15 protein-coding genes are annotated in these 13,878 nt (G+C 45.0%); 11 read left to right on the forward strand and 4 right to left on the reverse strand.

The window, feature by feature from the left end; all coding sequences use genetic code 11:
• Positions 1-14 precede the first annotated feature (14 nt).
• The 5 genes from efp (at position 15) to ACFI6J_RS08630 (ending at position 5,889) form a co-directional block, all read left to right on the forward strand.
• Complete coding sequence (gene efp, locus ACFI6J_RS08610) at positions 15-584, forward strand: elongation factor P (RefSeq protein WP_014975647.1); 570 nt, start codon at positions 15-17, stop codon at positions 582-584.
• Positions 585-944: 360 nt separating this feature from the next.
• Complete coding sequence (epmA, locus tag ACFI6J_RS08615) at positions 945-1,913, forward strand: elongation factor P--(R)-beta-lysine ligase (RefSeq protein ID WP_061439490.1); 969 nt, start codon at positions 945-947, stop codon at positions 1,911-1,913.
• 177 nt (positions 1,914-2,090) lie between these two features.
• On the forward strand, positions 2,091-4,484 hold the full coding sequence (locus ACFI6J_RS08620; protein WP_061439492.1) for a TonB-dependent receptor: 2,394 nt from the start codon (positions 2,091-2,093) through the stop codon (positions 4,482-4,484).
• A 169-nt stretch (positions 4,485-4,653) separates the two neighbouring features.
• Entirely contained in the window at positions 4,654-5,271 is a 618-nt protein-coding gene (locus tag ACFI6J_RS08625; protein WP_061439494.1) for a hypothetical protein, read from the forward strand.
• Positions 5,272-5,370: 99 nt separating this feature from the next.
• The gene (locus ACFI6J_RS08630) at positions 5,371-5,889 is read left to right on the forward strand and encodes a GNAT family N-acetyltransferase (protein WP_061439496.1); all 519 of its coding nucleotides are present in this window, start codon (positions 5,371-5,373) and stop codon (positions 5,887-5,889) included.
• Between the two features lie 37 nt (positions 5,890-5,926).
• Here the strand turns inward: ACFI6J_RS08630 and ACFI6J_RS08635 are convergent, their stop codons facing one another.
• Positions 5,927-6,535, reverse strand: a complete 609-nt coding sequence (locus ACFI6J_RS08635; protein WP_080986480.1) for a peptidylprolyl isomerase — start codon at positions 6,533-6,535, stop codon at positions 5,927-5,929.
• A gap of 49 nt (positions 6,536-6,584) precedes the next feature.
• Positions 6,585-7,817, reverse strand: coding sequence for a methyltransferase (locus ACFI6J_RS08640; RefSeq protein WP_462586035.1), 1,233 nt, complete (start codon positions 7,815-7,817; stop codon positions 6,585-6,587).
• Positions 7,818-8,134: 317 nt separating this feature from the next.
• On the opposite strand from ACFI6J_RS08640, the gene ACFI6J_RS08645 reads away from it, so the two are divergent.
• The 6 genes from ACFI6J_RS08645 to ACFI6J_RS08670 all read left to right on the forward strand — a co-directional run bounded on the left by ACFI6J_RS08645 (position 8,135) and on the right by ACFI6J_RS08670 (position 11,526).
• On the forward strand, positions 8,135-8,776 hold the full coding sequence (locus tag ACFI6J_RS08645; RefSeq protein WP_416022447.1) for an alpha-ketoglutarate-dependent dioxygenase AlkB family protein: 642 nt from the start codon (positions 8,135-8,137) through the stop codon (positions 8,774-8,776).
• Positions 8,777-8,781: 5 nt separating this feature from the next.
• On the forward strand, positions 8,782-9,102 hold the full coding sequence (locus ACFI6J_RS08650; RefSeq protein ID WP_061439501.1) for a BolA family protein: 321 nt from the start codon (positions 8,782-8,784) through the stop codon (positions 9,100-9,102).
• 31 nt (positions 9,103-9,133) lie between these two features.
• A complete protein-coding gene (locus tag ACFI6J_RS08655) occupies positions 9,134-9,826 on the forward strand; it encodes a phosphatase PAP2 family protein (RefSeq protein WP_014948227.1) in 693 nt (230 codons plus the stop codon).
• Between the two features lie 2 nt (positions 9,827-9,828).
• Positions 9,829-10,470: a nucleotidyltransferase family protein gene (locus tag ACFI6J_RS08660; protein WP_462586036.1), complete on the forward strand. Its 642-nt coding sequence runs from the start codon at positions 9,829-9,831 to the stop codon at positions 10,468-10,470.
• Between the two features lie 377 nt (positions 10,471-10,847).
• Positions 10,848-11,330: a hypothetical protein gene (locus ACFI6J_RS08665; protein ID WP_462586038.1), complete on the forward strand. Its 483-nt coding sequence runs from the start codon at positions 10,848-10,850 to the stop codon at positions 11,328-11,330.
• Entirely contained in the window at positions 11,323-11,526 is a 204-nt protein-coding gene (locus ACFI6J_RS08670; protein ID WP_462586040.1) for a helix-turn-helix transcriptional regulator, read from the forward strand. The genes ACFI6J_RS08665 and ACFI6J_RS08670 overlap by 8 nt, the downstream gene beginning before the upstream one ends.
• A gap of 82 nt (positions 11,527-11,608) precedes the next feature.
• On the opposite strand, the gene ACFI6J_RS08675 is transcribed toward ACFI6J_RS08670, so the two are convergent.
• A complete protein-coding gene (locus ACFI6J_RS08675; RefSeq protein WP_069943732.1) occupies positions 11,609-12,949 on the reverse strand; it encodes a nitrate regulatory protein in 1,341 nt (446 codons plus the stop codon).
• Between the two features lie 354 nt (positions 12,950-13,303).
• On the reverse strand, positions 13,304-13,591 hold the full coding sequence (locus ACFI6J_RS08680) for a hypothetical protein (RefSeq protein WP_014948232.1): 288 nt from the start codon (positions 13,589-13,591) through the stop codon (positions 13,304-13,306).
• Between the last annotated feature and the right edge of the window lie 287 nt (positions 13,592-13,878).

A 13,878-nucleotide genomic window follows, 5' to 3' on the forward strand; every position in this document is an offset into this window, starting at 1 on the left:
TAGACAGAGGAATTATGGCTAATTACAGCACTAACGAGTTCAAAGGCGGCCTGAAAATCATGCTGGACGGCGAACCTTGCAACATTCTAGAAAACGAATACGTAAAGCCGGGTAAGGGCCAAGCGTTTAACCGTGTAAAAATCCGCAAGCTTATTTCAGGTAAAGTTTTAGAAAAAACTTTCCGCTCAGGTGAATCAGTAGAAGGCGCTGACGTAATGGATACGGAGCTTGCCTACTTGTACACCGACGGCGAATTCTACCACTTTATGAACAACGATACATTCGAACAAATCGCTGCAGACGAAAAAGCAGTGGGTGAGAATAAAAAGTGGCTGGTAGAAAACGACGTTTGCACCATTACACTGTGGAACGGTTCACCTATCACAGTAACGCCACCAAACTTCGTTGAGCTTGAAATCACTGAAACTGATCCTGGTCTTAAAGGTGATACAGCAGGTACTGGCGGTAAGCCAGCAACGCTTAGCACTGGTGCAGTTGTCCGCGTTCCTCTATTCGTTCAAACAGGCGAAGTTATCCGTGTAGATACGCGCTCTGGCGAATACGTGTCTCGCGCACAAAAATAATATCTTATACCAGTCCGCATAGATAATTACCCTCTCAGCGAGAGTTAAAATGTTCGTAATCGCGGCGTGTTGCCGCAGGTATAGTGGTTCTACATCAAGGTGACACAACAAAGAGTACGGACATTTTAAACTCGCCCTTCGGGAAGGTCTGGCAAGCTTCCTAGCTTCATTCTGGGAATTTGAAAGGGAACACATTCCTGCATTCCCACGCTTCGCTATGAAGCTTGCCAGCGCCTTCTGAGTGGGCAATGATCTATGCGGATTGGTATTAAGCGCATATCGCGCATTCTGTTTACGTGTAAAGCCGGTACCTTTGTGTACCGGTTTTTTGTTTTAGCTAATCTTCTTAGGTTTGGACACATGCAATCTTGGCAGCCTACTACCACTCATGAAGCGCGTGTTGCGCGAGCAGAATTACTCAGAACAATACGTGAGTTTTTTTACGCACGAAACGTTCTAGAGGTAGATACGCCTTTACTTTCAAACGGTACGGTTACCGATGAGCATTTAGACGCGTTCGATACACAATTCAATTTTGGCTCATCCGGTAAGCCAACTACGCTGTATCTTCAAACGTCACCTGAATATGCCATGAAGCGGTTACTATGCGCTGACAGCGGTAGTATTTATCAAGTGTGCAAAGCGTTTCGCCATGAAGGGGAAGGCCGCTGGCACAACCCTGAGTTTACCATGCTAGAGTGGTACCGCTTGGACTTTGATCATTTTGCATTAATGGAAGAGGTCGACGCTTTATTGCAAGAAACACTGGCGACAGCTCCAGCCGACAAGATGACGTATCAGCAAGCTTTTCAAACCTTTTTAAATATTGACCCGTTAAGTGCTGATAACGACGTTTTGCTAAAGGTAATGGAAGAGCAGAACATAGATATTCACGCGCCGCAAAATCTAAGCTATGACAGCAAGTTACAACTGTTATTCAGCTATGTAATCGAACCTAAAATCGGTAACGAAAAACCGTGCTTCATCTACGATTTCCCTGCTTCTCAGGCGGCGCTTGCCAAACTAAGCCCAGTTGATGAACGGGTTGCCGAACGCTTTGAGGTGTATTACCAAGGCGCTGAACTTGCTAACGGTTTTCATGAGTTAAGTGCAGCAAAAGAGCAGCGGCTGCGTTTTGAAACGGATAACAGAAAGCGCGAAGAACATGGCCTTCCCACTAAGCCCATTGATGAGAATTTCTTAAGTGCGCTTGACGCAGGTTTGCCACCGTGTGCGGGTGTGGCGCTGGGCATCGACAGGCTGTTAATGCTTAAAATCAACGCGAAGCATATTCAAGGAGTGATCAATTTCACTGTGAGTAGGGCTTAGTACCTTCGTGCCCAATTAGCTATGAATTGCTTAAACCTTGGGTTCCAGTAGGCGCGTCCGATTAAATTGCAAAAACATAAGATTAAGTGAGTAAAGCAGCGGTTGACAAGCAATGGGTAATGGCTAAAATGTTATAACATCACTAAATAATGTTATAACATCCACAGAGGGATACCCATGAAAATGCGTTCGCTGCTAAGTTTGTCCATAGCAGGGCTGTTAAGTGCGCCTGTGTATGCCACCACAGTAACGGGAAAAGTCACCGACACGGCAGGGCAACCTGTTGCAGGGGCTGAAGTAAAAATCGAAGGCAGCCGCCGTGTAGCATACACCGATGCAAATGGTATTTACCGTTTTGACGATGTAAAGCAGCCACATATTCATTTACATGTTTATTCTTCAAACTACATTCATGGTGATAACGACTTAGGCGACGTAAATACGGATCAAAATGTAGATTTCGTTTTAAAGCCTGCATCCGTCGAAAATATCGTGGTTACCGCCAATGCGCTTCAATCATCAGTACTGGAATCTGTTACGCCAGTGACAGTAATTGGTGCTGAAAAATTACGTAAAATAGAAGCACCAACCTTAGGGGAAACCCTAAAAAACGCTCCGGGTGTGCACAGCACTTATTTTGGCCCGGTTTCAAGCAGCCCAGTTATTCGCGGTAATGATGGCCCGCGCGTAAAGATTGTTCAAAACGGTTTGGATGTATCTGATGTATCTCGAGTAGGTCCAGATCACAATGTTGCCACCACACTTTCAAGTGCAACGCAGGTGGAAGTACTTCGCGGTCCTGCAACGCTTCAATACGGCAGTGGCGCTATTGGTGGTGTGGTTAACGTGGTTGACAAACGTATTCCTCAGTATCAGATAGACGGCGTAGAAGGCGAAGCTGAAACTAGCTATAGCACAGTGAATAACGGCTCGTATACCCGTGCAGATGTAACGGGTGGCAGTGGCAATATTGCATGGCATGTCGACGGGTTTTATCGCGATACAGATAACGCGGATATTCCGGGCTTTGCGTCTATCGACCCCGATGAAGATGAACCAAACGGTGTGCTAGAAAGCAGCGCAATGGAGACGCGTAACGTCGTTGCAGGTTTATCTTACGTGGCCGAAGAAGGCTACTTCGGTTTCGCTGTTGAACAACTCGACAACAAATATGGCGTACCTGGCTATAGCCATGCTCATGGTGAGGAAGAGCATGAGGGCGAAGACCACGATCTTGAAGAACATGATCATGAAGAACACGCTGAAGAAGGCGTGTTACTTGATGTAGATATGACCCGTTATCAAGCAGCCGGTGAGTGGCATTCACCCTTTGAAGGAATAACTAACCTTAAATTTGCCGCAGCTTACACCGATTACGAACATGCTGAGATTGAAGACGGTGAGCCAGGCACGGTATTCACAAATGAATCGAGCGACATTCGCCTGTCTGCTTATCACGAAGAAGTGAACGGCTGGCACGGCGTATTCGGGCTACAGTTTAATCATAGCGATTACAATGCCGTGGGCGAAGAAGCCTTTACCCCAGCTAATACTACATCGAGCTACGCACTTTATCTTATAGAACAAAAGAAAGTAGGTAATGTAACCTTTGAGCTTGGTGGCCGACTAGAGCGAACGACATTAGATGCTGATGCCAGCGAAGTGGAACTTGACGTATTGCATGATGAGCATGAAGGCGAGGAGCATGCTGTTGCTTTCAACTTCCCTGACTACGACTTTACCAGCCTATCGCTTTCAGCGGGCGCTAACTGGGAATACCAGGAAGGTCACTCGGTTGCCGTTACGTTGTCACGCAGTGAGCGTGCGCCTAGTCAGCAAGAACTTTTCTCTGCTGGCCAGCATTTAGCAACCCAAAGCTACGAAGTGGGTTTAGTATTTGATATGGATGAAGAAGGCCATATCGAAGAAACACTTAAAGGCGTAAAAGAAGAAGTTAGTACCAACCTAGATATTACTTTCCGTAAATTTACCGGTAGCTGGGGCTATAGTGCGTCTTTCTTCTACAATCAGGCAGATGACTATATCTTCCAAACAAGCACAGGCTTAATTGCGCTCAGCGAACACGAAGAGCATGGACATGATGAACACGGCGATGAAGAAGGCTTGCCAATTTATTATTTCCAACAGGCTGACGCTGACATCTGGGGCTTCGAAGCAGAAACTTACGTTGATTTATCAGACACGCTACGCTTAACCGTATTTGGTGACTATATCCGCGCAGAAATTGAAGACGACAACCTTCCGCGCACGCCGCCTATGCGCTTTGGTAGTGAATTAAGCTACGTGAACGATGGTTTAAGTGCTGACGTGGGCTTTACGTGGTACGACGACCAAAATGAAGTTGCGTCATTTGAGACTGCAACCGACGGTTACACCTTGGTTAACGCAAGCGTGCAATATGAATTTGGCACACAGGGCATTGACTGGGTAGTGTTTGCGCGCGGTGAAAACCTAACTGACGAGGAAGCCCGTGTTCATACATCTTTCTTAAAAGACCAAGCACCGCTTCCAGGTAGAAACTTTACTATGGGTGTGAGAGCGTTGTTTTAATTAAACAACTCCACTGCGGTATACAAGGCGATGTATTGGGGCTCTCAGTACATCGCCTTTTTTTATACTAGGGGAAAGTGGTCAGTACGATTTTTTCCAGTTGAATAAACTGCAAAGATAAACATGCTTAAGATGGTAAACGTCGAGCGGTTGTGAAGTAGAGGTGAAAATGAATGACATAGCGAATTGGTTAAGTACGCAAACCGAAAAACACATGGTGTTAGGTTATGGAAGCTTACTTAGCAAAGACAGCCGAGAGCGCTACTCCAACATTTTTACACCAGGGATCTCTGTGACGGTTTCAGGCTTCGAAAGGGCATGGGTGACGCGTAGTCTTCATGAAAAACAGACTTACGTTGGCGCCGTGGCCAATGCGCATTGCAAATTAAACGCCCAGCTTATCCCAACACAAATTAACCCTGCCTTACAGGAGAGAGAAAAAGACTATCGGTTTGTCGAAGTAAGCGCTAAAGCACTCAACTTTCATCAACACAAGGGTTCTGCGTCTCTAGACGATGTGCTTGCACAATTTACCTTTTGGATTTGCGAAACACTCGACTGTACACAGGCAAATGACGCCTATCCCGTACATCAAACGTACGTAGATACATGCTTGAGTGGATGCTTAGAGCACGGTGGTATAGAGGAAGCCGAGCGATTTATCGTCCATACATCGTTGTGGGAGCACCCAAGAGTAAACGACAGAGCGAACCCAAAGTACCCCCGCGCGGCAGTGGTCAACCCAGACCACTTTGAGCACATAGACAGGCTTCTATCAAAGAGATAGTGTTTGCCTTAGGTCTTACTTCTAGTTATACGTTCAAATGTAGAGGTACAAAAGCGAGTACTACATGCGCGTCATAAAAACTTTGCTAAAAGGATTAGTGTGAACACAAACACCGCTATTTTTACAAACGATAAAATAACGCTACGGCCGCTTACTTTTGATGATAAACACTGGGTACTTGCGCTGCAGCAGGACCCGCTATGGCTTAGATACATTGGAAGTAAAAATGTCCATACAGTAGACGATGCGTGTGACTACATTGGCAAAACAAATGCGCAGCGCGAAGAGTGGGGATATGGCCTGCTGGCTGTCGAATTAACCGAAACCAAACAACCGTTAGGGGTTTGTGGTCTCTTCAATCGCTTTGCATTTGAATGTCCAGATTTAGGCTTTGCCATGCTGCCTGAAGCAAGAGGCAAGGGTATATGTTATGAGGCATGTCAGTGTGTTATAGCGTGGTCTGCCTCTGAGGGCTATCGTTTTTTAACAGCCATGACGCACCCAGAAAATATGGCGTCGCAGAAGCTTTTACAGCGCTTAGGATTTAACAAGCAGGGCTTTTACTTCGACAAAACGTTCCCAAAACAGCATTTGTTCAGGTTGGAATTACAGCCATAAAGCATTGCTCTTTATGGCTGTTAGTATCTGTTAATCGCTATAAGGGCGGTAACACGGTCATCTTTTTAATAATGATCGGCTCAATGGGTACGTTATTCGCGTTAAGGCGAATCGAATATTCAGTTTCTACTTCCGACATGGCATCAACAATATCTTCGCCTTCAACAATTACGCCAAAAACCGCGTAGCCCCAGTCTCTTCCGGGGTTTAAGCTGCTGTTGTCATTCACGTTGAAGAAAAATTGTCGGTTTGCGGTATGCGGGTCACCTTGTCTTGCCATTGCAATGGTGTGCAGGTCGTTAGTCAAACCGTTACCAGACTCATTGAAGATATCTGGAAAGTTCGACTTGCCGTTGAAGTCTGCCGTATAACCACCACCTTGCACAACAAAACCAGGCACGATGCGGTGAAAAATGGTGTCTTCGTAGGCGCGCTTATCCACATAACGAAGAAAGTTATTTACGGTAATTGGCGCACGTCTTCTGTCCAGTTCAACCACAATATCGCCCATGGTGGTTTCTATTTTCACCCGAGGGTAATAGTTATCTGGCTGAACCTGAGACCCATCGTCTTTTTTGGCCATAACGGGTGAAATGCTGCCTATTAACATGATGGCGGTCAGCAGTGATAAAAGTATTTTCTTCATAAAAACGCCTTTAAATGTTTTCCTTAATTCGCGCACGTTTTTTAATCGCTTAGCGTTTTGAAGTGCCTAAGATAACGAACTTTTTGTCACTCGCAAGTACCTTAGCGCCACCAAACAACTTTTTAAGTTTAATGTGATAGTCGAGGTGTCGGTTACCAACCACAACTAAGTGACCGCTTTTAATAAGTACGTCCCGGGAATCAGTGAACATTTGCCATGCAATATGGTCAGTGATTGCGTTTTGTTGATGAAACGGTGGGTTACACAGAATTTTGGTAACAGCGGGTTTATTCTCTCTATTGATTAATGTTTCAAGGCAATTACTTGCAACAAACTCACATTGATCAATTTTATCCGGGAAGTTGTTGAGCACATTGAGTCTGGCACTTTCTAATGCCATATACGACTCATCCACAAATATTACTTTGGCATCAGGGGCAAGAGAAAGGGCATTAACCCCCAGTACTCCATTGCCGCAGCCTAAATCTACCACCACATCATTAGCGCTCACCGTCATATGTTCAAGCATAATGCGAGCGCCTATATCTAATGACTGTCGGGAAAACGTATTCGCCAGATTGTCTATAGTTAACGCCGTTCCCATCGTACTTTTACACTGCCAGCGCGTCGGATAGGGCGAGTCAGATAGTTTTATTGACTCACGAGGCGAAGCGAACACAAGCCGCGATTTCTTCTTGGCAAGGGACGTGGTGGTGGGGCCAATATATCGTTCAAATAGGTTGAGTACGGATTTTGTGATGGTCTTCACTTTACCGGTTGCGATAACACGCGTGTCAGGTGTTATATATTTTTGTAAATCAATAAGCTGCTGTTCAAGAAGTGCAAGGGCGCGGGGGACCTTCAGCACAACAAGACTCGGCGCCTTTTCTGGCTTAAACGTTAAGCTTTGCACGCTAGTCAAGGTTTTCAGCGGCGCGGTTAGCAGGCCGTTTTTATTGCTCGTTTCTGCATTACCCAGTAAATGATTGGCTTTTAAATTCTCAGAGAGTGATCGCAAAGATATGTAGGAGTCAGATACCCAGTAAGGTGCTAAGTGCGAAAACCAACAACCTAACGCGCCGAAATCGTCGTTAAAAATCATCATTGTGCCTTCATTGTCACCACTGCCAATTGAAAGCGACGCTTCACTTAGTAAGCCCTCAATGTGCTCAATAACGAGTTCATCAGCGCTATCCCATGCTTGAAGGCTTATGTGCTGGTGCTTTTCAGGGTAGCGAATAAGCGAGAATTGTCGGTCGGCAAAAATAAATTCTGTATTCATTGGAGTCTGTTTTCAGAGAAGGCTCAAAGCACTCACATACTTTTGGGAATGCCTATTTGGTTTATGTACGCGTCGCCTATCTTATCATATCAGCTACGCGGCTCTAACCAATAACGTGTTATTCTTATGCCGTGCAATGTTGATGGTGACAATGCAATGGTGGAAGAATCACTTTTATAGCTCGCAGAAAAATCCACATTAGCAATGCATGCGTAATTAAGGTGTAATTAGGGGAACTTCAAAAGTGTGTTTAAGCACTTTTGAGATCAAGTGCCCATAGCCAAAATTAAAAATCACCGGAAATATCATAGTTACGCATGCAGTTTTCTCTTTTCGAGACCCCAGAAAACAATAGCTCATCTCATAAGCTCCCGCTGTCAGAGGGCGATGTCACTTATTTTCCTCAGGCGCTATCAAAAAATGATGCAGATACTTTTTTTGAGTCACTGAAGGCCGAGTTACCCTGGCGTCAGGACTCGATCAGATTGTTTGGCAAGCCGGTAAAAATTCCCCGCCTTCAGAGCTGGCACGGCGATGACGATTGCACCTATACCTATTCGAATTTAACCATGTCGCCAAATCCGTGGACGAACAGCCTTTTAAGTATTAAAGATTGTTGTGAAGCGTTATGTGCTGCAACCCAAAATACAAAGTTCAACAGTGTGTTAGCGAATTGGTATCGTGACGGACAAGATAGCATGAGCTTTCATTCAGATGATGAGCCTGAGTTGGGTATAAACCCGGTTATTGCATCCGTCACCTTAGGTGAAGCAAGGCCCTTTGTTTTTAAGCACAAAGAAACAAAGGAAAAGTATACGCAGGTGCTTGAGCACGGCAGTGTATTAATTATGGCAGGAACAACACAAAGTCATTATGTGCACGGTATTGCGAAGACGGCTAAGCCTATCGGTGGTAGAATTAATCTTACATTCCGACATCTTATTCACAGAACAAGGTAAGCCAAATGCAAGTAAAAGCGTTTCTGGAAACTACGATTGAAGCTGCACTTAATCCGAGTTTTCTCGAGGTTGTAGATGAGAGTTTTATGCACAATGTTCCAGAAGGGGCTCAGAGTCATTTCAAAGTAACGGTAGTGAGTAATGCTTTTGAGGGTAAGCGCTTAATAGCGAGACACAGAGAAATTAACGGTCTTGCGGCTGAAGCGCTGCAGGGGCCTGTTCATGCGTTGGCACTTCACACGTATACGCCGACAGAGTGGGAAGCTCGAGGTGGGCAATCTATGGTATCGCCAAACTGCCTAGGTGGTAGCAAGCACGACCAATAACGCTCTTTTTGTACTAAATGGAAGTAGATTTATGACAAGCAGTGAAACGAAAAACAGCGGCGCGCTAGCCTCTTACTTAGACATCATTAAAACACCCTCTATTCAGGTGTTACTACTTGGCACCGGTTTTTTGCTTATGATGTTGTTTGTCTACATGGGCGTGCTGACTACGTTTGACGATGCGTTATTCAATGTAATTAGTGAAGCAGGCAATGTATCGGGTTGGAAAGAAGACGCGCTTCGCGATATCACCGCGTTAGGCAGTAATACGGCACTTATCTTTGTCACGATTTCAGTTGCCGGAGCCTTGGCGATGGCCGGTGAAAAGAAAAAGGCACTGACTTTTTTGATTGCTGTTGCCGTGGGGATCGCAACGACTTTCTTACTCAAAGCTGGCATCGACAGGCCTCGTCCTCCGCTGCCCATGCAGGATGTAAGTGTGTATACACAAAGCTTCCCCTCTGCACATGCTACCTTATCTACGCTTGTTTATTTCTATATCGCCTATTTGTTAACGTACTTCACGCAAAACGCTTCAGTAAAAGTGTGGATCTACATGGCAGCCACCTTTCTTGTATTTTGTATTGGCTTAAGCCGCATTTTATTGGGCGTGCATTGGCCTAGCGACATTATTGCAGGGTGGTTTGCTGGTGGCAGTATGGCTGCCTTTTGCTTTTATATCATCAAGTGGAAACGCAAACTGCGTATAAAAGGCGAAGGTTAAACGTGCAAGATCTCAAACGGCTAGGCGACATTATTAAGCGGGATCCTTTTCGCATGCGTTGCCTTCGCGCTTTGAGAGCGCTCGATTTACCGCAAGGGTACATTGGTGCTGGATTTGTTCGAAATGCCATATGGGATGAGTTACACGCAAGAGCGACACCAACTCCGCTTAACGATATTGATGTGATTTACTTTAGTGGTGAAATTAATCCGCCGCAAAGTGTTGCGAGTGCCGATAATACATTGGAATCAGTACCTCAACCGCAAGCTTACTCATCAAATTCTGCAGCTGCTAAACCAGGGCTGAAAGCACAAGAACAAGCCATAGAACGCGAGCTAGCGCGTATGGTTCCTCAAGCTAATTGGCAAGTTAAAAACCAAGCGCGTATGCACGTAGCTCACGAGCACGCTCCCTATCAAAATTGCCACGACGCTATTTCTTATTGGATAGAACGAGAAACCTGTGTTGCGGTTCGTCTTTTAGCCAATGATGATTTAGACATACTCGCGCCATTTGGCTTGGAAGCAAACTTCGCCGGCACCATAAGTATTAACCCAAAATATCCAAGGCCCGAAGTTTTTAAACCGCGACTTGCTTCTAAGAACTGGCTTACTGTTTGGCCTTTGTTGAAAGTTCATAAATAACTGGAAAGCAGTACATATTTGTACGAATTGGCACGCAATGTTTCAGACTATACTTTGATTAATCAAAGCCATAATAAACGTTCTTCTGCACAACAATACATTGTTCATTTCTGCATTCATACTATCAGTAAAGCATTACGAATTAGCCAATTTATCCCGGCATTTCCTCTGTACCTATCGTCGAAAAAATTACGAAAGAACGTATTTACAGTAAACGCGGCACACGTGTGTTGCATAAAAAACTTGCATTCATGTAACCTTTGGGTATCATTGATACCTAAGGGTTACATATGATCCGTTTAGGTATCATATGTGACATTAGAACGCAGTGAGCTTTAATCGGCATCAATGCGCCGTTAATAATAGGGAATTTAAAAATGGCAACATCAATTTTGGTACCACCAGAGACGGAACAAGAGTATTTAACAATCACGGGTAAAGTCAGTCTCGCCTTAGCTTTATTTGTGCTATTCCACGTTGCATTAGCTGTAATTGGCAATACAGACTCAGTTATTTACTGGGCATTAGAGGTAGCTTCATTAGCAAGTGCTATTTACTGCGTAGCATTAGGTATTAAATCAACGAAGTTTGCCAAAAATATATCCCGGTTGGGTTTTTGGACACTAACATTTGACGATGAATATGTGGACTACGTCAGCTCATTTAGCTTGCGCATTACCTGTCATATACTGATTTTCGGCACACTGATTCTCGCTTTTTGGGGGGACAGTAGGTGGTTTGTAGAAGTAATTGCTCCCTTTGAGATTACCAATGCTCTTCAAGTCTTACTTGGTGTAGCCGCGGCTGCTCATGGAACATCCATTTTGTGGAAGTTGCGCGAGGAAGAGCCAGATGAATGAAGATTTAGATAACCACATTCACAAGCTCCGATTGCAACATAAAATCTCTCAGCAAGAGTTAGCTGATGCGATAGGTGTTTCCAGAAAAACTATAAGTACCGTGGAAACCGGACGTTTCACACCATCGGTAGTTATTGCTCTAAAAATTGCCGGATATTTTGCTATTCCAGTTGAGCAAGTATTCGCACTTAAATAAATCGATACATTGGAAATATTCTGTAGTGGAAGCCTATTAAAGGGCGTTGCACAAAAAGTCGGAATTTGTGTTGAGCCGGAATTTACCTTCCTACTGAGTTTTTCGTTGTAATATTTACGATCTTAGCGGCAATAGCCGCTATGGTCGTATTTTCGCTCATAGCTTGTTTTTGCAGTCGACGATACGCGTTATTTTCGCTTAATCCGAATTGCTCCATTACTACCAGTTTTGCTCGCCCAATCAGTTTTTGTTCCTGTATTGCACGCTTGGCCTCTTCGAGCTCCCGACCCATATCTTCTATGTGTTGAGCCTGTGAACGCAGTAAATCATAAAAAGAGCGGTGAGCAGATAAAGTCTTCGTTTGCTCGTTAAGTGATAGTGTTTTGATTTCGTCTTCTTTAGTGTCTTCCGCGAGTCCAGGCATACTTGGATCGAACAATAAGGTGAGCGGTGAGCCATCAGTAGCGTGTTCATCATTGAAGCGCGTAAGCAACTGCTGATGATTGGCCATCTCATTTTTTGCATCGGCCACTTTACTGTTAGCTTGCTGAGTAAGGGCCTCAGTGAGTGCCACTTCGATAGTCTGCATTGCATCCATTCGACGTGTTGCTACATCAAACCAAACTTCCGATATTTCTCCGGCAATGGGACTGCCGTCACCAAGCTGTGCAATCATATTTCTAAGTTGTGTAATATCGATTGCAGCAGGGCTTTTGTTCAACGCGTCTAATGCATCTTTATGCGGCTTACAGCTAAACTCACAGAATATACTGAAGTGATGTTCTTGGGCATGCTGAAGCGCGGCCAGCTTTTCACAAAGGCGAACATCGAAATGAGTTTCTGCGAAACCAATAGCGCCCCACGCCCGCTCCTGCCCAGCGTATTCTTTTGCCTGCATAAAGTTGAACAGTGCAACCAATAAGCGAGTGATTGTTGGGTCGCTTGCAATATCTGCCGCTTCAAAAATAACCGTAAGTAAACTGGCAACTAGACGACTGTATGCTCGTGTTGATTCCAGTGGTGTCAGCAGCTGCTTGCTTACCTGTTCTCTCAGTCTGGGCAGGTAGTCTGTCGCCTGCATAGCAAGTGTAATGCTGCTCAACAACCGCGGGTTACCCGTGGTGATCTCATCTGTCAGGTAGAGAGATTTCAAGTGGCTTTTCAACATTGACTCCGCTTGCTCGCTAGCACTGACGTACTGCATTCGCTCAGCGGCATAACGCTCGCCTTTTGAAGCAAGAAAGATATTGCTGGCCCCACGCTCTTTTTGCAGTTCATGAATGAGTTCTCGAACGGCAATTACAATTCGACAATTACTAGATAGTTGCTCAAGCACGGTTATTTCAGCGTGCTTGGCCGCTAGCAAAAAGCGCTTAGTGGCGTCGCTACAAAGCGCAATGGTCTGTTCTGGTTCATGAAGCATGTTAAGGCCTGCTAATCTTCGGTACACACGTTTCGAATTTTCTATTGATGAGTGCATCTATTGGCGAAACGTTTTTTGAAACTCATTGCTCTTAGCCCCTGCACTCAGCAGAGCAATACGTGTACCAAGCAACACTTATGCCCTGTTTATTAGAATTAATGAAGATAAGCGTTAGAGTGAACAAAAACGCCCGGAGTGCTGACATATAGCGGGGTGTGGTGCGGCTGGAACTTTTGCTTAAGGTGACTTTATAAGGGGGACGGGAAGGTTAGCGGCGTTAAGAGGGAAGTTGAGAGGGAAGAAGCTGCGCCAAAATGGTGCAGCCTCGCAAACTATGTGGTTTTGCTTTCCGGATTAGTTTCTGACTACGCGAAGAAACCAACCTACAAACAGTGATATTAAGAAACCGAAGAAGGCAATCATTGTGGTGATGGTTAGCATTTGTCCAGAAAAATCAGCATTCTCGCCAGTGTGCTCGCTAACCAGCATTCCTGATGCTTTAAAGATAAACAATGCCGCTACAGAAAATAGTAAAATAACGGCGGTCGACATGATAGTGGCTTTCCAATAAGCCTTCGGCGACATCCAATGAATAGCGCCTGCCACTAGCACGCACAAAATAGTCAGAATATAAGGTACCACTTTAACTCCTCGTTGAATAAGACTTGTGCCTTATTGCGACGTCTTACCGTAGCCCCGTATTAGAAATCGAAGCGCATTGAACGACGCGGTTAATAAAAACCATTATACGATGCCATGTACGATGCAATTTGTCAGCATTCGCTATTAAATTAAGCCCTGAGACCGTACATGAAAAATTGACAAGCTCACAGCATTAGGAAAGGGGCAAAGAGCCCTGCGCTTATCACGTAAGCGCCAAGTAGTTCGGACTGGGGCCTGTTGATCTTTGCTGCACATCAACGTTCAAC

It is taken from the genome of Alteromonas sp. G4i13, from assembly GCF_054960505.1.

What these genes read in the sequence shown, in the direction of transcription:
- efp (WP_014975647.1), top strand. Translation starts at nt 15, where the DNA reads ATGGCTAATTACAGCACTAACGAGTTCAAAGGCGGCCTGAAAATCATG.
- epmA (WP_061439490.1), top strand. Translation starts at nt 945, where the DNA reads ATGCAATCTTGGCAGCCTACTACCACTCATGAAGCGCGTGTTGCGCGA.
- ACFI6J_RS08620 (WP_061439492.1), top strand. Translation starts at nt 2,091, where the DNA reads ATGAAAATGCGTTCGCTGCTAAGTTTGTCCATAGCAGGGCTGTTAAGT.
- ACFI6J_RS08625 (WP_061439494.1), top strand. Translation starts at nt 4,654, where the DNA reads ATGAATGACATAGCGAATTGGTTAAGTACGCAAACCGAAAAACACATG.
- ACFI6J_RS08635 (WP_080986480.1), bottom strand. Translation starts at nt 6,535, where the DNA reads ATGAAGAAAATACTTTTATCACTGCTGACCGCCATCATGTTAATAGGC.
- ACFI6J_RS08640 (WP_462586035.1), bottom strand. Translation starts at nt 7,817, where the DNA reads ATGAATACAGAATTTATTTTTGCCGACCGACAATTCTCGCTTATTCGC.
- ACFI6J_RS08645 (WP_416022447.1), top strand. Translation starts at nt 8,135, where the DNA reads ATGCAGTTTTCTCTTTTCGAGACCCCAGAAAACAATAGCTCATCTCAT.
- ACFI6J_RS08650 (WP_061439501.1), top strand. Translation starts at nt 8,782, where the DNA reads ATGCAAGTAAAAGCGTTTCTGGAAACTACGATTGAAGCTGCACTTAAT.
- ACFI6J_RS08655 (WP_014948227.1), top strand. Translation starts at nt 9,134, where the DNA reads ATGACAAGCAGTGAAACGAAAAACAGCGGCGCGCTAGCCTCTTACTTA.
- ACFI6J_RS08665 (WP_462586038.1), top strand. Translation starts at nt 10,848, where the DNA reads ATGGCAACATCAATTTTGGTACCACCAGAGACGGAACAAGAGTATTTA.
- ACFI6J_RS08670 (WP_462586040.1), top strand. Translation starts at nt 11,323, where the DNA reads ATGAATGAAGATTTAGATAACCACATTCACAAGCTCCGATTGCAACAT.
- ACFI6J_RS08675 (WP_069943732.1), bottom strand. Translation starts at nt 12,949, where the DNA reads ATGCTTCATGAACCAGAACAGACCATTGCGCTTTGTAGCGACGCCACT.